This window comes from Bombella favorum (genome assembly GCF_014048475.1).
Classification (GTDB): Bacteria; Pseudomonadota; Alphaproteobacteria; order Acetobacterales; family Acetobacteraceae; genus Bombella; species Bombella favorum.
Window position 1 is genome coordinate 681785 of record NZ_NWUS01000001.1, and the last position, 19500, is coordinate 701284.

General features: G+C 57.0%; 15 protein-coding genes. 4 read left to right on the forward strand and 11 right to left on the reverse strand.

Features of this window, described 5'->3' with window-relative positions; genetic code table 11:
* Positions 1-14 precede the first annotated feature (14 nt).
* The 3 genes from CPA57_RS03140 to CPA57_RS03150 form a co-directional block, all read right to left on the reverse strand.
* Positions 15-1172 (reverse strand): SPOR domain-containing protein, encoded by a 1158-nt coding sequence (locus CPA57_RS03140; protein WP_182081375.1) that lies wholly within the window; start codon positions 1170-1172, stop codon positions 15-17.
* Positions 1173-1175: 3 nt separating this feature from the next.
* Entirely contained in the window at positions 1176-2987 is a 1812-nt protein-coding gene (argS, locus tag CPA57_RS03145) for an arginine--tRNA ligase (RefSeq protein ID WP_182081377.1), read from the reverse strand.
* 156 nt (positions 2988-3143) lie between these two features.
* Positions 3144-4319, reverse strand: coding sequence for a deoxyguanosinetriphosphate triphosphohydrolase (locus CPA57_RS03150; protein ID WP_182081797.1), 1176 nt, complete (start codon positions 4317-4319; stop codon positions 3144-3146).
* A 149-nt stretch (positions 4320-4468) separates the two neighbouring features.
* Here CPA57_RS03150 and erpA point away from each other — a divergent pair, with 149 nt between their 5' ends.
* Positions 4469-4804: an iron-sulfur cluster insertion protein ErpA gene (gene erpA, locus CPA57_RS03155; protein WP_182081379.1), complete on the forward strand. Its 336-nt coding sequence runs from the start codon at positions 4469-4471 to the stop codon at positions 4802-4804.
* A 31-nt stretch (positions 4805-4835) separates the two neighbouring features.
* Complete coding sequence (xth, locus tag CPA57_RS03160) at positions 4836-5606, forward strand: exodeoxyribonuclease III (protein WP_182081798.1); 771 nt, start codon at positions 4836-4838, stop codon at positions 5604-5606.
* Here the strand turns inward: xth and CPA57_RS03165 are convergent.
* The 5 genes from CPA57_RS03165 to CPA57_RS03185 form a co-directional block, all read right to left on the reverse strand.
* Positions 5603-6418, reverse strand: a complete 816-nt coding sequence (locus CPA57_RS03165; protein ID WP_182081381.1) for a nucleotidyltransferase domain-containing protein — start codon at positions 6416-6418, stop codon at positions 5603-5605. The two genes, xth and CPA57_RS03165, sit on opposite strands and share 4 nt — an antisense overlap.
* Positions 6419-6588: 170 nt before the next feature.
* On the reverse strand, positions 6589-8409 hold the full coding sequence (gene aspS / locus CPA57_RS03170; RefSeq protein ID WP_182081799.1) for an aspartate--tRNA ligase: 1821 nt from the start codon (positions 8407-8409) through the stop codon (positions 6589-6591).
* Between the two features lie 192 nt (positions 8410-8601).
* Entirely contained in the window at positions 8602-9552 is a 951-nt protein-coding gene (locus CPA57_RS03175) for a GNAT family N-acetyltransferase (RefSeq protein WP_182081383.1), read from the reverse strand.
* 287 nt (positions 9553-9839) lie between these two features.
* Positions 9840-11456, reverse strand: coding sequence for an FAD-dependent oxidoreductase (locus CPA57_RS03180; RefSeq protein ID WP_182081385.1), 1617 nt, complete (start codon positions 11454-11456; stop codon positions 9840-9842).
* 140 nt (positions 11457-11596) lie between these two features.
* A complete protein-coding gene (locus tag CPA57_RS03185; RefSeq protein WP_182081387.1) occupies positions 11597-12391 on the reverse strand; it encodes a DUF2076 domain-containing protein in 795 nt (264 codons plus the stop codon).
* 280 nt (positions 12392-12671) lie between these two features.
* Here CPA57_RS03185 and CPA57_RS03190 point away from each other — a divergent pair, with 280 nt between their 5' ends.
* Together CPA57_RS03190 and glyS are read left to right on the forward strand one after the other, a co-directional pair.
* Complete coding sequence (locus CPA57_RS03190; RefSeq protein ID WP_182081389.1) at positions 12672-13568, forward strand: glycine--tRNA ligase subunit alpha; 897 nt, start codon at positions 12672-12674, stop codon at positions 13566-13568.
* A complete protein-coding gene (glyS, locus tag CPA57_RS03195; RefSeq protein WP_182081391.1) occupies positions 13561-15666 on the forward strand; it encodes a glycine--tRNA ligase subunit beta in 2106 nt (701 codons plus the stop codon). Before CPA57_RS03190 ends, glyS begins: the two co-directional genes overlap by 8 nt.
* 72 nt (positions 15667-15738) lie before the next feature.
* Here glyS and CPA57_RS03200 read toward each other — a convergent pair whose 3' ends face one another.
* The 3 genes from CPA57_RS03200 to mrdA form a co-directional block, all read right to left on the reverse strand.
* Complete coding sequence (locus CPA57_RS03200) at positions 15739-16395, reverse strand: LysE family translocator (protein WP_182081393.1); 657 nt, start codon at positions 16393-16395, stop codon at positions 15739-15741.
* 87 nt (positions 16396-16482) lie between these two features.
* Entirely contained in the window at positions 16483-17637 is a 1155-nt protein-coding gene (gene rodA, locus CPA57_RS03205; RefSeq protein ID WP_182081395.1) for a rod shape-determining protein RodA, read from the reverse strand.
* A gap of 15 nt (positions 17638-17652) precedes the next feature.
* Positions 17653-19488, reverse strand: a complete 1836-nt coding sequence (gene mrdA, locus CPA57_RS03210) for a penicillin-binding protein 2 (RefSeq protein WP_229709203.1) — start codon at positions 19486-19488, stop codon at positions 17653-17655.
* Between the last annotated feature and the right edge of the window lie 12 nt (positions 19489-19500).

The window sequence follows — 19500 nt, forward strand, 5'->3', positions numbered from 1 at the left end:
CGATATTACCGTTCTCAGTTCGTTGCCACAGCACAGGCCTGCGCCTGCGCATGGAGCTGGACACAAAGCTGGCGGGCGGCTGCTCTGTCCTCAAAACCGCCAACACGCAGCCGGATAAAGGTTTTTCCATCCCGCTCTACCTTCCGATACACCGGCTCATAATTCCCCAGAAGATCGGGCAGCTTACGGCGCAGGCGGCTCCATTCCTGTCGGGCCTGTTCCTCACTCCCTAGGGCGGCGAGCTGGACCTCGTACCGGCCAGCTCCCCCTACTGCACCAGCATTTTTCCGATGTGCTTCCGCTGGAGCCGATGGCGCAGAAGGAGTCTTCTTTGCAGGCACTGGTGGAGGCAGCACATCCCCTGAAAGATCATCATCAGCCACAGCCTCTTTACGGGCTGGTGTGGGCTTCTTTTTCGCTACTGGCTTCTTAACGTCTTCCTGCTCAGTTTCTGCCTCTTCGGCTTCATCCTCATCATCCCCGGAAGAGGACGTAGTAGCCTTTGGCGCGGGTGTTACCCCAGCGGACGGGGTCTTCTCCGCCGTAGCTGTCTTGGCGGGTTTGTCCGCTACCGCCTCGGGCGGATGGGATGCACTCTGAGTCTGCTCATCATGTGCCACATCACCACCGGCGGCCTCGGTTTCATCCCCCTGAGAGGCCGCAGCCTGCTCGCCTCCAGCAGGTGCAGCATTATTGGTCATTCCGTTGCCAGAAGAGGCAGGAGGCGATGTCATGCGCCCTGCGAGGAGGCTGGCATCGGGCTGCTCTGGTGGAGGGGCCAGATGCACGGCTCCCCGGCCAGTTACATCACTTTTTGTCGTATCATCCCCCATGACCATCATGCCACCAGGGTCTGCTGGACGATCCTTCACAGGGTAAGGCGGCGGCCCGATAACAGGCACACCAGACGGATGATGGCTTGCTACCCAGCTCCATACTCCACCAACGCCTAGCAACAGGGCAGCCCCTGCTGCACCAAGTACCATCAGCCCCCGTGTGCCGGACTGCCCTCCCATAAGTGAAGCCAGCAGGCTCGGTCTTGCCCCGGCCCTCTCCCCCCGGTGTGCCTCCGGGCGGTAGCTACGAGGCGGCGGCCTGTAACTTCCCCCACCCAGACGGTCATCCGCCTGCGGTGGGGCTATGTCATTATGGTAATCGTCCGGCATGGACATGGCTTAGCGCAGCTCCTCTACGGCCTCGACACCGAGGATACCAAGGCCGATCCGCAAGGTTGAAGCAATGGCTGCCACAAGGGCAAGCCGTGCCTTGCTGGCCTCCGGTGCATCATCCTGAATGAAACGCAGGCTGGTTTCCTCCCGCCCACGGTTCCAAAGAGCATGGAAATCAGACGCCAGATCAATACAGTATGTGGCAATACGATGCGGCTCCCGTGCGAGGGCAGCAGCCTCGATCTGCCGGGGCAGATTGGCAATGCGGCGCAGCACAGCCAGCTCCTCATCTGCCGTCAAGATGGAAAGGTCCTGCCCAGCGAGGGCCTCTTCCGTTACCGCAGCGGCACCATAAGTTTCTTCCCCAAGCCGTAGAACGGAGCGACAGCGGGCGTGAGCGTAATTAACGTAGAAAACCGGGTTATCACGGGTCTGCGCCACAACGGCGTTCAGGTCGAACTCCATCTGAGCATCGGCCTTGCGGGTCAACATGGTGAAGCGCACGGCATCCCGCCCTACTTCATCGATCAGATCCCGCAGTGTGACGAAGGTTCCGGCCCGTTTGGACATACGCACCGGCTCGCCATCCTTCACCACACGGACGATTTGGCACATGACGACTTCAAAGTCCGTCTTACCCTCTGTCAAGGCGGCAACGGCGGCCCGCATACGGGAAACATACCCGCCATGATCGGCCCCTAGAACGTCGATCAACAGATCAGACCGGGACGCCTTACGGGCGTGGTAGCCAACATCATTTGCAAAGTAGGTGTTGGAACCATCGGACTTCCGCAGAGCACGGTCCTGATCATCCCCAAACTCCGTAGAACGGAACAGCGTCTGCGGGCGGGCTTCCCAATCTTCCAACTTCTTGCCCTTGGGGGGCTCCAGCACGCCTTCATAAAGCAGGCCACGTTTTTCAAGGCTAGCAATGGCGGCATCCACCTCGCCGCTTTTCAGCACCTCGGCTTCGCTGCTGAAAATTTCATGATGAATCCCCAATGCAGCGAGGTCATCACGGATCATGCCCATCATATGCTCAAGAGCTTCAGCACGGACAGTCTCGAACCATGTCTCTGCCGGGGCTACGCCACCATCAGCATTGGCAAGAGAGCGGCCATGCTTTTCGGCCAGAGCCTGCCCAACAGCGATGAGATACTCACCCTGATATTGCAGACCGCTCGGGGCCAGCTCTCCAAATTCTTCAGCTGGAATGTCCGTGCCGATGGCCTGAAGATAACGCCAGTATGCTGCCCATGTCAGGGCGATAACCTGTGCGCCAGCGTCGTTGACGTAATATTCCCGTGTCACCTTAAAGCCAGCAGCATCCAGCAGGTTCGCCAGTGCATCTCCCACAACGGCACCACGACAATGGCCGACATGCATCGGGCCTGTCGGGTTGGCAGACACATATTCCACATTGGCACGCCGCCCCGCCCCGAGGCTGGACCGCCCATAAGCAGCACCACGCTTCAGCACGGCTTTGGCAACCTCGTGAAACAGGTCTGGCTTCAGCGTCATATTCACAAAGCCCGGACCGGCCATTTCCACATGGGCGATTTCTGGCAGGGTGGCCAGTTCGGCAACCAGCTCTTTAGCAATTTCGAACGGCTTACGCTTTGCAGGCTTTGCGGCCAAAAGGGCGGCATTGGTGGCCATATCCCCATGAGCCGCATCCCGAGGCGGCGTAACTTCCACACGAGCAGCAACATCATCAGGCAAGTCCGGCAGAACCGCCTTAAGGGCTGTTACGACCTTCTCCCGCATGACGGTGAAAAGACAATCCGGGGATGATGCTGTCGGGGCAATGCCTGCCATATTCTATAACTTTCTCTTCAAACCTGTCAGAAGCTCCATATGGAGCCATGATCAACTACATGACAGGCCCGTTGCTCTGCCTGTCATTCCTGTGTTTGCCTACTATAAAAGCCACCGCTTCTTTTTGAAACAGTCCAGAAGGCACTCCCTGCCCCCTTAACCCAGAACGGAAAGGTCCATCAGGCGACGATGTTCCTCCATGGCAAAGCGGTCTGTCATGCCAGCAATATAATCGGCCACAATGCGGCGGGCAGCTTGTTCGTTTCCAGCTCGCCGCCGCTCCAGTGCCATTTCCTGCCACGGGGGCGGCAGCAATTCCGGTTCATTCCCCAGAATGGTGCATATCTCCGCCAGAGCGATGCGGGCCTTGCGGGTCATCCGCCGGACACGCCAATGACGATACATCCGAGCATGAAGGAATTTCCTGATCTCCTTATTCCGCTCTGCCATCTCTGTAGAAAATTCTACCACGGCACGGCCTGCATGGCGGACATCATCAGCACTCTGCGGGGCCAGCTCCTCCAGATTGCGACGGCTCTGCGTGATCAAATCACTGACCAAACGGTTGATGACACGCCGTACAGTTTCGTGCCGGATGCGCTGAGCACTGTCGAAAGCACTGTGACCGGACCAGTCCAGAGAGCGAGCCTCATCCAGGCAGGCCTTTAACAAAGGAACCTCTTCAATATCCTCAAAATGCAGCAGACCAGCACGGAGACCATCATCAAGATCATGCCCGTGATAGGCGACATCATCGCAGATGGCAGCGATCTGCGCCTCCACAGAGGCATGGCTGGTCAGGTCCATCGGGTATCGGCCATCAAAGCTAGCCAGCCACGGCGCAGGACGCCGGACAGGCCCGTGATGTTTAGCCAGCCCTTCCAACGTTTCCCATGTCAGATTTAGGCCGTTGAACCCGTGATAGCGGGCCTCAATCTCGGTAACCTGCCGGAGGGACTGGATGTTATGGTCGAACCCGCCCCAATCCTCCATGGCGGCCTGCAACGCATCCTCACCGGCGTGGCCGAAAGGCGTATGCCCAAGATCATGCGCTAGTGCGATAACTTCCGTCAGGTCCTCATTAACCCCCAACGTGCGGGCTATGGAGCGGGAAATCTGGGCGACTTCCAATGAATGGGTCAGGCGTGTGCGGAAAAAATCCCCCTCATGATTGAGGAAGACCTGCGTCTTGTACTGAAGCTGCCGAAAACCCGAAGAATGTAGCACACGGTCTCTATCCCGCTGCCACGGTGTACGGGTTTGGCTTTCAGTCTCCGCAAACTGCCGCCCACGGGCACCCTGACGCTGTACTGCATATCTGGCCATTTCCATCGTCCGTCCCCATATCCATGTGGGCCGCATGAAGCATACAGCCTTTCGGGTTTTGATTCTTGGCGGCCAGCTTTATAGTGTCAACAGCATCCTCACCATTTCGGCCGCAATGGTGGGCGAATTCATGATGATTATGGAGAGAGTTTTCCATGGCCGATTTCGACATTTCAGCGGCAGCAGCGACCCGCATTGCAGAGATCATCAGCCAGCAGGATGAACCGGGCGGCATGGCCCTGCGCGTGTCCGTCCTCGCCGGAGGGTGCAATGGGTTCCAATACCAGTTCAAGCTGGTGCGGGAAAAGCAGGATGATGATCATCTCATTGAGAAAGACGGTGCCCGTGTGTTCATCGACCCGGTGAGCTTCGACCTTTTGGAAGGAGCTGAACTAGACTTCGTCGATAAGCTGATGGGAGCCCACTTTACCGTCAACAACCCCAATGCCGCCTCATCCTGCGGGTGTGGCAGCAGCTTTTCACTCGCCTGACCTTCCCTTCCTCCCGGAGACCCTGCGCCCCATGTCCCTGACCTTTGCCAGCTGGAACATCAACTCCATCCGTACCCGCGCCCATCTGGTAAAGGACTGGCTGGACCGTAACCCGGACTGCACCCTGCTGTGCCTTCAGGAGATCAAATGCGAGGCGCATCAATTTCCCAAGCTCTTTGAGGAAGCTGGCTTTCACGTCGCCGTGGCGGGGCAGAAAGCTTATAACGGCGTGGCATTCATCAGTCGCACTCCGCTGAGCATCACGACCGATCATTTGCCGGGTTTTGAGAGTGACGAAGCGCGTTATATTGAGGCTGAGATTGAAGACATCACCATTGGCAACCTCTACCTGCCGAATGGTAATTCGGGCGGTGAAGCGGGATTTGCCAAGAAGATGAACTTCTTCGAAGCTCTTCATCAACGATCCCTGAATTTGCAAAAGGAAGAACGTTCCTTCGCTTTCATCGGGGATTACAATGTCTGCCCGACGGATGAGGATTACGCCCCCAAGGCCCTATCCTCAGGTGATGCCCTGCTCCACCCGGAAAGCCGTGCGGGATTCCGCCGCCTCCTCTGGTCCGGGCTGGCGGACGCCCTGCGCTGCCTGCACCCCACGGGGCGGCATTACACCTTCTGGGATTATCAGGCAGGGGCCTACCAGCGTAATTCTGGCCTGCGGATCGACCACGCCCTGCTCTCCCCCCGCCTTGCCGACCGCCTAACCAGCTTCATCATTGATAAAGATGAGCGAGGCCGGGAGAAGCCATCCGACCATGTGCCGGTGGTGGTGCGCCTTTCCTAACCCTGTGTTTTCACCAATTTTCGGAACAATGCTTCTGCCTGCTCATGCACGTCTGTGCCCGGCTTTGGTAGGGCCATGGCCTCGGCATGAGCAAATTCAGTTTCAATCAACTCATTCACGGCCGGGATAGACTGGCCGCTCTGCCGCTCCCGGCTTCTGGATTTCAGATGCAGCAGCTCCCGGATAGGCTCCAGAACAGAAGCCGGAAGCGCACATCCCTGACAGAGGGCCTGAAAATTCATGGGTGGCTTGCCGTTTTCATGCAGGCGCATCCAACGCAAAGCCATAGCAGGGCGTAGCGCATAGAACAGCCGCTTGTACCGGGTGCTACCATCATCATTCATGGCCCGCTTCCAGCTGTTCCGCCCCAAATTCAAATAATGCTGCTGGCAGCTTAATCCAGCCTCAACCTGACAGGCAAAAGCCGCCAGCTCGTCTGCTTCCGCCCGCCATAGATAACGCACCGGGCTGACCAGCCATTCCAACAGGGTTGGATTAGGTTTTGTCAGCAGGTTCAGCGCCTTGCGCAGGTCCCAACCATTTACGTCCAGATCATCAGAAATGGGCAGCTCGATCACATCCCGGCCGGGTTTCAAAGATAAATACCAATCCAGCCGATGGCGATAGACAAAGCGTACATCATAATCGCTATCTGGTGATGGGAAGCCCCAAGCACGGCTACCACTCTCCACAGCGAACAGAATTTCGATCCCATGCTCCTGCTCTATCTGACGCAGGCTAGCCATGACCTCCTCCCGCACAGACGGTGCAATTTCGGGCACGTAATCCGGCATGACCTCATCAAAATTCATTCGCCACAGGCTCCTTATTCATCCTTTTTCAAACCTTGCGCCAGAGCCGAGAGGAAGGGAACCGCTTGATTTTAAAAAATATTTTAATAATTGCCCTCACAAAACACAAAAAAGGCCGAAGCGGATTACACCGCCTCGGCCTTCTATCTGTATCAAATCAAAAACCTGAATCAGTCCTTCTTCTCTGGGGCTTTGTTGCCACCAGCAGAAGGCTTCGGCTTAGGCAGGTCCAGCTTGAGGGAAAGCTCCTTCAGGCGGGCAGGCTCGACCGGGGCCGGCGCTTCCATCATCAGGTCCTCGCCGCTCTGGTTCAGCGGGAAGAGAATGACCTCACGGATATTCGGTTCATCGGCCAGCAGCATGACGATACGATCCACACCCGGTGCAGCACCACCATGCGGCGGAGCACCGTAACGGAACGCATTCAGCATCCCGCCAAAGCGGGCCTCCACCACATCCGGGCCATAACCAGCGATCTCGAAGGCCCGTAGCATCACATCCGGCAGATGGTTACGCACGGCGCCGGAAGACAGTTCCACACCGTTACAGACGATGTCGTACTGATAAGCCTTAATGGTCAACGGGTCTTGTGTATTCAGAGCCTCAAGGCCGCCCTGCGGCATGGAGAACGGGTTATGAGAGAAGTCGATCTCACCCGTTTCCTCGTTCCGCTCATACATCGGGAAGTCCACAACCCAGCAGAAACGGAAGGCATTCTGCTCGATCAGCTCCAGATCGGTCGCAATCTTCGTGCGGACCACACCAGAGAACTTGACGACCTCATCGCCTTTACCAGCAGCAAAGAAGACCGCATCCCCAGCCTTCAGGCCGCAGATTTCACGGATCCTCTCGACACGGTCAGCCTCCAGATTCTTGGCGATCGGCCCCTTGCCGCCTTCCTCATCAAAGATGATGTAGCCAAGACCACCGGCCCCCTGATCCCGTGCCCAGTTATTGAGCTTGTCAAAGAAGGCACGAGGGCGGCTGCCAGCACCCGGAGCCGGGACAGCACGCACCCGGCCACCAGAGGCTGCAATGCGGGCGAACAGACCAAACCCGGAATCAGCGAACTGCTCCGTCACATCTTTGATAATCAGCGGGTTGCGCAGGTCTGGCTTGTCGGACCCATAATCCCGCATGGCATCAGCATAGGGGATGCGGGGGAAAGCCCCATCCGTGATCTTCCAACCTTCTGGCGTGAACTCATTGAAGACACCTGCCAGCACCGGCTCCAGCACGGCAAAGATATCTTCCTGCGTGGCGAAGGACATCTCAAAGTCGAGCTGATAGAACTCGCCGGGGCTACGGTCCGCACGGGAGGCTTCATCACGGAAGCACGGGGCGATCTGGAAATAACGGTCGAACCCAGCGACCATTGCCAGCTGCTTAAACTGCTGCGGAGCCTGCGGCAAAGCATAGAACTTACCCGGATGCAGACGAGCCGGGACGAGAAAGTCCCGTGCGCCTTCCGGGGAAGAGGCCGTCAGGATAGGAGTCTGGAACTCTGTGAATCCCTGCTCAACCATGCGGCGGCGCAAGCTCGTAATAACCTGGCTGCGGAGCAGGATATTGCGGTGCATCTTCTCCCGCCGCAGGTCGATATAACGGTATTTCAGGCGCAGCTCTTCAGGGTAATTCTCATGCCCAGCCACCTGAAACGGCAGCACCTCGGCACGAGACTGCACGTTAATCTCGCTGGCACGGACCTCTACATCGCCTGTCGGCAAGGATGGGTTACGCTGCCCCTCCTCACGCACCACGACCTCACCCGTCACGGTGATGACGCTCTCCACACGCAAACGCTCGGCCTGTTCCAGCAAGGCACCCTCAGAGGGGATGACGATCTGCGTCACGCCGTGGCTGTCCCGCAGGTCGATAAAAAGCAGACCACCATGATCTCGCTTGCTGTGAATCCAGCCAGACAGCCGTACGGTCTTGCCTGCATCATCAGCACGCAAGGCGTTACAGAAATGGGTACGGTACTGGTGCATGAATTCAAACCTCGTCAATTTCTTCATGGCCCGGTCCTGTGCAGGCTTTCCCTGCCCTTCCGGCTCACTGCATGGAATGGCGGCTACGCCCTGAACGCAGCTCTCCTTATAAGGCCGTTTCCTACCCTAATCGCCGTGGAAAGCCAATCTTAATTGGCAGGCATCTACCTCTCTCTGCTCCCCGCAACTGCCTCAGGACAGATCGTAACTCCGGTATTTCCGCAAGACACGACGCCGGACCATATGAATGACATAACGCTTTATGGTGTAGAGGAAGGTCTCAAAACGGACCTCCGGCCTGATGACGGGCTTCTGCCCAAAACTTGCCAGCATCTTAGCCGTACGGACGGACCCGAAACCATCAAAATCGAAAATCAGACCCCGCTTCTTGGCCTGTTCAATCGCTTTCCATATCAAAAGCATGTTCAAACCCGGCACTTTTGAGTTACGGACCCGAACAGCCTGCCAATAATACAATACGTTATCATCCCAGATGAGCAACGCTGCCGAAACGGGCACCTCACCATCGTAAGCATACAATGCCATGGCCTGCCCCCGGCTATGAGCCTCTGTAAACAAAGCCCTCAACAAGGGGTAATCATGATGGTTCTGTGGCAGCTCCCGCTTGACCAAAGTGATGAACAGCTCAACATCCGCAGATTCCTGAACCGAAAGTTTTTTATCCGCCGTACGGATGAGGTTCCTCGTCTTTTGGTCGCAATCCTGCCACGCTGTTTCCAACGATTTTTCAGGCATGATACGGAATGTAAAACCCTGATATACTTTAAATCCGGTGAGCCGGAACGCAAATGCAGAATCGTTTTCTGGGTCTAGATAGAAATGAACACCATGATATTTAGGCAGGCTAGCGATAGTTTTGTCCACAACATGCCGGATATTTTGCTCGTAACGGAATGTCTTAGAAGACGGTAACGAGAAGTGTGGGCCTAATGTCCGAGTATATTTTGGCATCCTTATTACATAGGAGCCAAACCGCTTCTTCCTGACAAAAGGAAAACGGGAGACAATTTTTCCGCCCATTTCTACATCAATAGAGGAAAATGTCTGACGGCTGGCCGTGGCAAGCCACCATTCCTGATGAAAAATGGGAATGGATAGCCGAGACGAGACATTGTTACTCATGATAACCATAAATAATGAGAATGAATGAAGACGCCTTCTATCATCAACATCCACAATATTGGATTAATATTTTTTTTAATAAAGACAAAAAAACAAATTGTAGATATTCCGCTATATGAAAATAATTAAAATAATATAAAAATTAAACTCATTATTTATAAATTAGAACATAAAATTATGGGGTTATTAATTTACATATCCTAAATGCCATTTAAAAATCAGAAATTATACTACCTTCCGAACTTCCTAACGTTCTGCCCGTGCCGAAAGACTTGACGACGATCATCTCACACAACCGTCGTTCGCACCTCTTTCGCCACGAAATCATCAAAATCGACAGCAGCCCTCGCCATAGCTGACGAACGCCCAGCCGAAACCAACGCCACCACTTTTGGCCCCCGCATATAGGCCGCCATGAAATCAAAACCGTTTAGGTCTCCCTCGATCAAGACCCGATCAAATGGGCCACCCCAGCCTATATATTCCAGTTTTTTTCCAAATTGCTGCGTCCAGTACCATGGAACAGGCATAGGCTGACGGGGTAGCCCCAGAATAGTCCTAGCAGCAGCCCGCCCTTCGATCTGCGCCTGCCGCCAATGCTCAACCCGGCAAAACGTCCCCTCATGCTGAAATATCGCAACATCCCCGGCAGCATAGATACCCGGCATCACCCGCATATCCTTATCCACCACAATACCTGTCATCCCATTCTTTGAATCCTTGCCAATATTATCTGGCAAGAAATCACGGCACGGCTCATTACCGATAGCAACGAGAACATGGGTGCAGGGAAGTTTCATGCCGTCATCCAGCTCAATCCCTTCCACCTGTTCCGTCCCACAGATACGCACCACTTTGCTATCGGTAACAAAAGCAACGCCATTATCGGCATGTAGGCGTTGCAGAATACGCCCCACCTCACGCCCCCATTGGGCTTCCATCGAGATAACCCGCTCCGGGGCAATGATCGTGACACCGGCACCCTTCTGCCGAAGAGCAGAAGCAAGCTCCAACGTAGTCAAGCCACCACCGATCAGAATAACCGCCTGCTCACCTGTGATACATTCTGCAATCTGGCGGGCATCACGCACGCCATGCAAAGTCATGACGCCATCCAGCTCGATACCGGGTAAAACAGGCTTCACCGGCTGGCCACCTGTCGCAATCAGCACATGGTCGGCGCTATAATCCCGCCCATCAGCAAGCTCAACCCGCCGCTTTTTGCAGTCCAGCGAGACGATCTTACCCTGTACACGGGTAATCTCATGATGCGCAAAAAAGGCCTCATTCAACAGTAGGGGCGGCTGCACCTTATCTGGCCCACCAAGGAAAATACCCTTACTCAACGAGGGGCGATCATAAGGGGGGAGGCTCTCCTCACCTATCAGCACAATGCTGCCCCCAAAGCCTTCCTCCCGCAGGGTATAGATGGCACTCGCCGCCGCTGCACCACCACCCAGAACCAGCACGGAACTTTCTTCCATGCATTTCTTAGCCTCACCAGCACCGATGGGGCTCACACCCACTAGGACCCGTCCCTCCACAAGCCGAACGGGATAAACGGGCAGGCTGGAAAAAGCGACAGGCTCTTTTACCTTACCATCCCGCACGCCAAACACCGCTTTATGCCACGGGCAAACAACCACATCTCCATGCACTTTACTGTGGCAATGAAGACGCCCACGCAATGGTGCTCCTTTATGCGGGCAGCGGCCTCCCACGGCATGGACCTCCCCCCCAACACGGACCAGCGCAATAGACTGCTCCTTGATGAGAACAGAAAGGACTTCCCCCTCTTTAACATCTTCTACCGCAGCCACATCATACAGGGTACGGTCCGGCTGCTGATCGGGTGTCGCCGCACTAACATCAGGTCCAAGAACGGGTCGGGGTGCTTCTTCCATAAATCTTGTCCTGTTGTTCTCCGTCAGGCCCCTGCGGGCACACCCTCGCCCAAACATGGGGCCGACCATGCTCGGAAGGTTTCACAAAATGGGCAAGGCCCGCCAAAGACCTTACCCGCCGCATCATCTGTCAGGCTGTATCAGAAAAAATCATCCCGGCCCATGTCATCACCATCATCAACCGGTGCGTCCTGCGGGCCAAAATCCTGCGGAGAGAACCCAGCTGCATCTGTCCCACTCCCTGCAAATGGATCCTGATAATTATCACCGTAGTTATTAATGATGGTCGTCTCGCTGCCAAAACCATCACCGGCACCATCGCCCATGCCTTCATGAGTATGCTCACCGCCATGTTCACCGGAGAACAGACCCTCCAATGCATGGGCAGCCATCATACCACCAGCAACACCCGCAGCGGTCGACAAAGCAGACCCCAGAAAGCCCGAACCAGACCGCCCAAACATACCCGGCTGATAACCAGGCGGTGGAGCGTAAGCCCGGCCCATTTCGGGCGCAGCTGCACCGGAGGCAGGCCCCCAGCCCGGCGGCAGGGACGCACCACGAGGTGGCGGCGGAGCGGACGGCCCCCGACCAAACAGACCAGAGAAGAACCCACCAGACTGCCCACTGCTCTGCTGCCCCGGCTGGCTGGCCTGCTGCTGAAGCTGCGCAATCTGCCCCCGTGCCTGCTGAAGCTGGAACTCCAGATCACGGATGCGGGCCTGCGCCTGCGAGAGTGCGGCCTCCTGCACGACAGCCAGCTGCGTGATACGATAGCGGGCTTCCGGGAAACGCTGGAAATTTTCGGCGATGAAACGGTCTGCCTCCGGGTCGATCGGCGGCAGGGAAGCCGGACTCTGGCCATTCGGCAACCCCACGCCCCCGCCAACACGGGCCACAAAGCGACTTATGAGATCACGTTCTTCCGAATTCATGGGCGTGCTGTCCTTCACAACTACTCGCAGCCCCCACCCGCCCGACCGGACGCAATGCGGGAGATGCTGCCTCTTTGATCCCACATGATATGATACAGCTCTGCATCCCCTGCAAGGCCCCGTCCTCTTCCCTCCAACAGAACCCGCAGAATTACGCCCATTATGTAAGCCATCTTAAATAAAGACCGCCATGCTAGAGTAGCAACTTCTTTACCCCCTCTGCCCCTGCCCGCTAGCGATCTGGGCGGTCATCCTGTAATGTGCAGCCATCTTTACGTTAATGGAGCCTAGTGAATTGCCCACATCCCGGCCCCCCTGCTTTCAGGATCTGATCCTGCGCCTTCATCAGTTCTGGTCACAGAAGGGCTGTGCCATTCTCCAGCCTTACGATACCGAACTGGGTGCAGGTACGCTTTCCCCTCATACAACCCTGCGTGCGCTAGGGCGCAAGCCGTGGGCAGCTGCCTATGTGCAGCCCTGCCGCCGCCCCTCTGATGGCCGCTACGGGGAAAACCCGAACCGCCTCCAGCATTATTACCAGTATCAGGTGCTGCTCAAGCCCACACCGCAGGAAAGCCAAAACCTGCTACTGGAAAGCTACCGTGCCATTGGGATTGACCCCGAAAAACACGATATCCGCTTCGTAGAAGATGACTGGGAGAACCCGACAATCGGGGCTTGGGGGCTTGGTTGGGAAGTCTGGTGTGATGGTATGGAAGTCACGCAGTTTACCTACTTCCAGCAGGTTGGCGGCATCCCAACTGTTGTCCCCTCTACTGAGCTGACCTACGGGCTGGAACGTCTGGCCATGTATGTGCAGGGTGTCGAGAATGTCTATGACCTCGACTTCAATGGTCGAGGCCTGACCTACGGGGATGTATTCCTCCGGGCTGAACGGGACTATTCACGTCATAACTTCGAGCTGGCCGATACGGACATGCTGCTTGCCCAGTTCAAGGCAGCTGAAGCCGAATCCATCCGCCTCTCCGAGGCCGGTGTGGCCCAGCCCGCCTACGACCAGTGCCTGAAGGCCTCTCATCTGTTCAATCTGCTGGATGCACGGGGTGTCATTTCCGTTTCGGAACGTGCCTCCTATATCGGGCGTGTGCGCACGCTGGCCAAAGCCGCCTGCGAGGCATGGCTTGCTGGAGACGAGGAGGAAACCTCTCATGGCTGAACTGCTTCTTGACCTGTTCTGCGAAGAAATCCCCTCCGGGATGCAGGCCCGTGCCGCCGAGGACCTCACCCGCCTGCTGGAACAAGCCCTCGCCGACCTAAAGCCCCGCAACATCCGCAGCTTCTACGGTGCCCGTCACATCGCTGCCAGCCTTGAGGTAGATGAAAGCATCCCGACCCGCACCATTTCCGAGCGTGGCCCACGGGAGAATGCTCCAGAAAAGGCCCTAGCCGGTTTCTCCCGCAAGCATGGTGTTAGCCCTGATGAGCTGACGAAGGAAAACGGCTTCTGGGTTCTCAACCGCACCCTGCCGCCCGTCAAAGCGGCAGAACTGATTGCCGAGCAGCTGCCGGATTTGCTCTGGAAGTTCCCATGGCCCAAAGCCATGCGCTGGGGTAACGGCTCCCTCTTCACATGGGTACGCCCGCTCCATCACATTGCCTGCCTGCTGGATGGACAGACCGTTCCCTTCACCCTAGCTCGTCAGGATGATGACGCCCATGGGCTAAAGAGCGGCAACGCGACCGAAGGCCACCGCATCCTCTCCCCCGGCACGTTCACCGTCACCACCACCGAACAATGGCTGAAAGAGCTGGAAGCCCGCCACGTCGTCATCAACGAAGGCAAACGGGCTGATCTCATCCGGCAGGGTGTCCATAAGCTAGCCAAAGACAAAGGCCTGACGTTGGTCGAGGATGAAGGGCTGGTTCAGGAAGTCAGCGGGCTGGTAGAATATCCTGTGCCCCTGTTGGGCCGCATTGACGATGCCTTCATGGACCTCCCGCCGGAAGTCATGCAGGTTTCCATGCGGGTCAATCAACGGTATTTCGCCCTACGCACAAAGGACGGCAAGGCAGCCCCTTACTTTGCCTTCGTGGCTAACCAGACCTTCAGCGATGGGGGCACGCTCTGCATTGCCGGGAATGAGCGGGTGCTGCGTGCCCGCTTCGCCGATGCCCGCCATTTCTGGGACCTAGACCGCAAGACAAAACTGGCCGACCGTGTTGAAGCTCTAAAACTCGTGACCTTCCATGCCAAGCTGGGCACGCAGGAAGAACGGACACAGCGCATCAGCACACTAGCAGGCATTATCGCCAAGGCCATGGGGCTGGATGACGCACAGGCGAAACACGCCGAACGGGCCGGTCTGCTCGCCAAAGCTGACCTAACAACCGGCATGGTGGGTGAGTTCCCCGAACTTCAGGGCGTGATGGGCGGTTACTACGCCGCCCATGATGGCGAAGCCCCGGAAGTAGCACAGGCCGTTGCCGAGCATTATATGCCCCGTGGCCTACAGGATGGCACAGCCAGTGCCCCCATCTCCGTTGCCGTCGCTCTGGCAGACCGGCTGGACATGCTGGCCGGATTCTTCGCCATCGGGGAAACCCCCACCGGCTCTGGCGACCCGTATGGCCTGCGCCGTGCCGCTCTTGGCGTCATCCGCACCATCCGGGATAATGGCCTACGCATCGACCTCGGCAGCCTGCTTTCCAAAGCAGCGGAAGCCTACGCCGGGAAAGACGGTAAGGACTCCGCTCTAGACGGGCTAGAGCCCTTCTTTACGGATAGGCTCCGGGTCCAGCTCCGCAATGAAGGCCGCCGTCATGACGTGCTGGATGCTACCTTGGCCGTCACGCAAGTGCGGGAGGATAAAAGCCTCTTCACCGATCATCTGGATGGCGACCTTGTCCGCCTGCTCAGCCGTGTAGAAGCACTCTCTGACATGATGGGCACGGAAGATGGCCAGAATCTTCTAGCAGCCTATCGGCGTGCTACGAACATCCTACGCATTGAAGAGAAAAAGGACGGGCCACACCATCAGGCACCTGAAGTGGCCCTCTATGTGCAGGATGAAGAGCGTGAGCTAGATGCAGCCCTGAACGACGCTGGGCCGAAGATCGCAGCCAGCCTGGCCGATGATGACTTCACCAGTGCCATGCAGCATCTTGCAGTCCTGCGCCCGGTCATGGACCGCTTCTTCGAGGCTGTGACTGTCAACGCTGATGATGCAGGCCAGCGGCTCAACCGCCTACGTCTGCTTTCAGCCTTCAGCCGCAGTGGCCAGCTAATCGCTGATTTTGGCCGCATCGAAGGCTGATCATCACCGTCATAACAGACTATAGGAAAGGCCGGTGGGATATTCTCTCACCGGCCTTTTCCATATCCTTCCTCATGGGGAAGGGCTATCTGTCAGAAAAATTTTGGCCCCGAAGGCAATAAACACCAATCCTGTTAGACGATCCAGCCGGCGCACCACGACAGGACGGTTAAAGAACTGTGCCAGCGGGACCGTCAGAGCCACCAGCAGCCCCAGCCATATGAAGGTCAACACGACCTGAATCACCACCTGCACCAACGTAAATGCCACTACATCCGTGGCAGGCGGAATAAACTGAGGAAAAAAAGTGATAACAAAAATGCCCGCCTTGGGGTTGAGGAGATCCGTCAGCATCCCACGGCGGAACCCCGGCCAGAAGGCGTTGCGATGCTCCACCCGCCGGGCTTGTTCCGGCCCAGCCTCTGTTGTCAATGCCATGCGGGGCCGCAGAAGCTGGCTAGCACCGATCCAGACCAGATAAACCGCACCAACACATTTCACGATAAAGAACGCTGTGGAAGACGCCGCCAGAAGGGCCGTCAGCCCGAACGCCGCCGCCAGCCCCCAGAGGCTCAGCCCCACGGCGATACCAAAAATAGCCCCAACCCCGGCACGCCGCCCATCGGAGGCAGCCGTCCGCAGGACCATGACGGAATCCAACCCCGGCGTAACAGTAAAGATCGCCGCTGCGGTGGTGAAGGCCAGCAGGGGAAGAAACCACTGATGCATAAAAACAGACACCTGAAAAAAACCGGCCACGACACTCCGTAGCCCGATGTCTCCCAGATGGGGTCTCGACCCTACGGTTCCAATAGATCAGTCAGGGTCATCCCGATGCACCCAGCTGGAGAGTAGCAGACCAAAGCCGAACATCATGGTCAACATGGCTGATCCCCCGTAGGAGATCAATGGCAAGGGCACCCCACCAACCGGGATAACCCCCATAACCATGGAGAGATTGACCACGCAGTAGAGGAAAAAATCCATCGCAATGCCCAGCCCAACCAACCGGCCAAAACGGTTCCGGCAGCGCAAGGCAATCAACATGCTACTGAGTGTGATCAAAAAGAGAAGCCCAATGACGACTGCTCCGCCTACATACCCCCATTCCTCCCCAATCATGGTGAAGATGAAGTCGGTCTGCTTCTCCGGCAGGAAGCTCAGCTGCCCCTGTGTACCATGAAGATAGCCCTGCCCCCATCGGCCCCCAGCCCCCAACGCAATACGGGATTGGAGAATATTGTAGCCTGCCCCTAGTGGGTCCCGCTCCGGATGGAGGAAGGTATCAATTCTAGCCTTCTGATAATCGTGGAGGTGATTATAAATGAACGGCCCAAGAAACGGCAGCGGCGACACCAGAATGATGATCTGCCACCAGCGCATCCCAGCGGCAAAGAACAATGAGGCCCCAATCACGCCGACAATGGTTGCCGTCCCCAGATTAGGTTCCTTCAGCACCAGAACCACCGGCAGAAGCGTCAGAAGGGCCGGGATAATGAGCCGTAGCGGATTGCCCATACGCTCCCGCCCTATGCGGTAGAACCATGTCGAAAGCATGAGAACCAGCGCAATCTTGGCAAACTCGGAAGGCTGAAACTGGAAGCCACCCAGATTGATCCAGCGTTCTGCCCCCTTGCCCACGTGCCCCATCTTCAACACCAGTGCCAAAAGCAGGATGGACAGACCATAAATAGGCACGGAGAGCATCCGCAACACCCGTGGGCTCGCCAGAGCCACACCCAGCATCATGAGCAGCCCGAAGCAGAAACGGATAAGCTGGGGCTGAGCGAAAGCTTCTGCTCGCCCCCCACCAGCGGAATAAAGAGCGATGTAACCAACACCCGCCAGACAACAAACCAGCAGCACAAAAAACCAGTTGATCTGCCAAAGCCGGGAGAACATGCGCAGATTTGGTTCCGCCCGCAACAGACGGCGAGCAGTACGGGGAACTGTAAAGTCCTTCAGCGACATGCCATCCCTTTTGCCTCAGTCATCCAAACCGTCAGCCCGTGCAACAACCCCTCTGGAAAGAGAGGTCCGGCTGGCTGGGTCCCTGATGAGAGTATCCGTCATGATCTGCGCTGCAAGCGGTGCCGCTTCCGTTGCGCCAGCATTACCATGTTCCACCACAACAGACACAGCATAACGAGGATTATCGTATGGGGCGAAGCAGATAAACAAAGCATGAGGGCGATACTGCCACGGTAGGTTCATGGAATTAAAATGCCCGCTCTCACGCAAAGCCCGCGGGACATTCCGCACCTGTGCCGAGCCAGTCTTACCCGCCATCTGCACACCCGGCAAATTCAGCCGTGCCGCTGGCGCCGTACCCTGTGGCTCATTCACCACGGCAAACATCCCCGCCCGGGCCGCAGCCAAGGCCTCCCGTGCGAAAGGCAGAGGCTCAGGAGCCGGAACGACCTCCCGCCCGCTTACAGACCGTAAAAGATGCGGCTGAACAATACGCCCTGTCGCCAGACGGGACACATAAGTGGCCAGTGCTAGCGGTGTCGTCTGCACTAACCCCTGCCCAATACCAGCATTGACCGTATCCCCACCATTCCAGTGATGCCCATGACGGCGGCGCATCTCTGGCGTCGGGACAGACCCTGACCGCACATGGGGCAGCTCTATCGGCAGTGCCCCATCCAGCCCCAAAATGGCCGCTGCCTCATGTATGGACTCCATGCCACAACGGCGGGCCACCTGATAGAAATAGACATCGCAAGAATATTTCAATGCCTGATGGAGGTTAATCGACCCATGTCCATAGCGGCTCCAACAATGGAACCGCACGCCACCCATATCGTAATAACCGGGACAGGAGAAACGGTCTGACGGGGTAATCGCATGAGCTCTCAACGCCGCCAGTGCCACGGCAGGCTTGAAGGTGGATCCCGGCGGATACAAGCCAGAGACGGCCTTATCCACCAACGGCGTGCGCTGATCGGTAAGTAGGTTGTTCCACTGTGTCCGGCTAATGCCACCATCAAACAGGGTCGGATCAAAAGAGGGGGTGCTGACTAGCCCCATCACCTCGCCATTGCGGCAATCCATCACCACAGCACTAGCTACACGCTCGCCTATGCGATCCTTAATGCGTGTCTGAAGGACTGTATCCAGTGTCAGTTCCAACCGGGAACCGGGTTGACCTTCTACACGCTCCAGCTCTCCCATAACACGGCCATGAGCATTCACCTCCATCTCCACCGTGCCGGGCTGGCCACGGAGATAGCTTTCCTGCGTCTGCTCCAGCCCAGCACGCCCTACCTTCATGCCCGGCAGGGCCATAATACCATCCCGCTGAACATCCGCCTCATTGGGTGGGGCCACATAACCAATGATATGGGAGAGCAGCTCCTTGAACGGATACTCCCGCGTCGTCCCCACATCAATCAGAACACCGGGTAATGTTGGCGCATTCAACCCCAGACGGGCCACATCATCCCAAGACAGGAACTCCTTGAGGGTCAGCGGAACATAACGGCGAATATGTTTACGGTCGTGTTCAATACGGGCCCGGTCACGCTCATCAAGCGGAACAATCGTAGCGAAACGGTCCACCACGGCCTGAAGGTCCGTCGTTTCTTCCGTCATGACCAGTGCCCGCCAGTTGGGGCGATTCCCGGCCAAAAGAACACCACATCGATCGTAAATCTCACCACGGGCAGGAGCGATCTGACGGCGGCTTGTTCGGTTACGGCGGGCCTGTTCCTTCAGTTCATCCCCGTGGACAACCTGCATCTCATAAAGGTGATGGGCCAGCGTCCCCATGACACCTGTCTGCGCCGCCAGAAGCAGCAGGGCACGACGTGTGAACATACCCCCACCGAC

What these genes read in the sequence shown, in the direction of transcription:
- CPA57_RS03140 (WP_182081375.1), bottom strand. Translation starts at nt 1,172, where the DNA reads ATGTCCATGCCGGACGATTACCATAATGACATAGCCCCACCGCAGGCG.
- argS (WP_182081377.1), bottom strand. Translation starts at nt 2,987, where the DNA reads ATGGCAGGCATTGCCCCGACAGCATCATCCCCGGATTGTCTTTTCACC.
- CPA57_RS03150 (WP_182081797.1), bottom strand. Translation starts at nt 4,319, where the DNA reads ATGGAAATGGCCAGATATGCAGTACAGCGTCAGGGTGCCCGTGGGCGG.
- erpA (WP_182081379.1), top strand. Translation starts at nt 4,469, where the DNA reads ATGGCCGATTTCGACATTTCAGCGGCAGCAGCGACCCGCATTGCAGAG.
- xth (WP_182081798.1), top strand. Translation starts at nt 4,836, where the DNA reads ATGTCCCTGACCTTTGCCAGCTGGAACATCAACTCCATCCGTACCCGC.
- CPA57_RS03165 (WP_182081381.1), bottom strand. Translation starts at nt 6,418, where the DNA reads ATGAATTTTGATGAGGTCATGCCGGATTACGTGCCCGAAATTGCACCG.
- aspS (WP_182081799.1), bottom strand. Translation starts at nt 8,409, where the DNA reads ATGCACCAGTACCGTACCCATTTCTGTAACGCCTTGCGTGCTGATGAT.
- CPA57_RS03175 (WP_182081383.1), bottom strand. Translation starts at nt 9,552, where the DNA reads ATGAGTAACAATGTCTCGTCTCGGCTATCCATTCCCATTTTTCATCAG.
- CPA57_RS03180 (WP_182081385.1), bottom strand. Translation starts at nt 11,456, where the DNA reads ATGGAAGAAGCACCCCGACCCGTTCTTGGACCTGATGTTAGTGCGGCG.
- CPA57_RS03185 (WP_182081387.1), bottom strand. Translation starts at nt 12,391, where the DNA reads ATGAATTCGGAAGAACGTGATCTCATAAGTCGCTTTGTGGCCCGTGTT.
- CPA57_RS03190 (WP_182081389.1), top strand. Translation starts at nt 12,672, where the DNA reads ATGGAGCCTAGTGAATTGCCCACATCCCGGCCCCCCTGCTTTCAGGAT.
- glyS (WP_182081391.1), top strand. Translation starts at nt 13,561, where the DNA reads ATGGCTGAACTGCTTCTTGACCTGTTCTGCGAAGAAATCCCCTCCGGG.
- CPA57_RS03200 (WP_182081393.1), bottom strand. Translation starts at nt 16,395, where the DNA reads ATGCATCAGTGGTTTCTTCCCCTGCTGGCCTTCACCACCGCAGCGGCG.
- rodA (WP_182081395.1), bottom strand. Translation starts at nt 17,637, where the DNA reads ATGTCGCTGAAGGACTTTACAGTTCCCCGTACTGCTCGCCGTCTGTTG.
- mrdA (WP_229709203.1), bottom strand. Translation starts at nt 19,488, where the DNA reads ATGTTCACACGTCGTGCCCTGCTGCTTCTGGCGGCGCAGACAGGTGTC.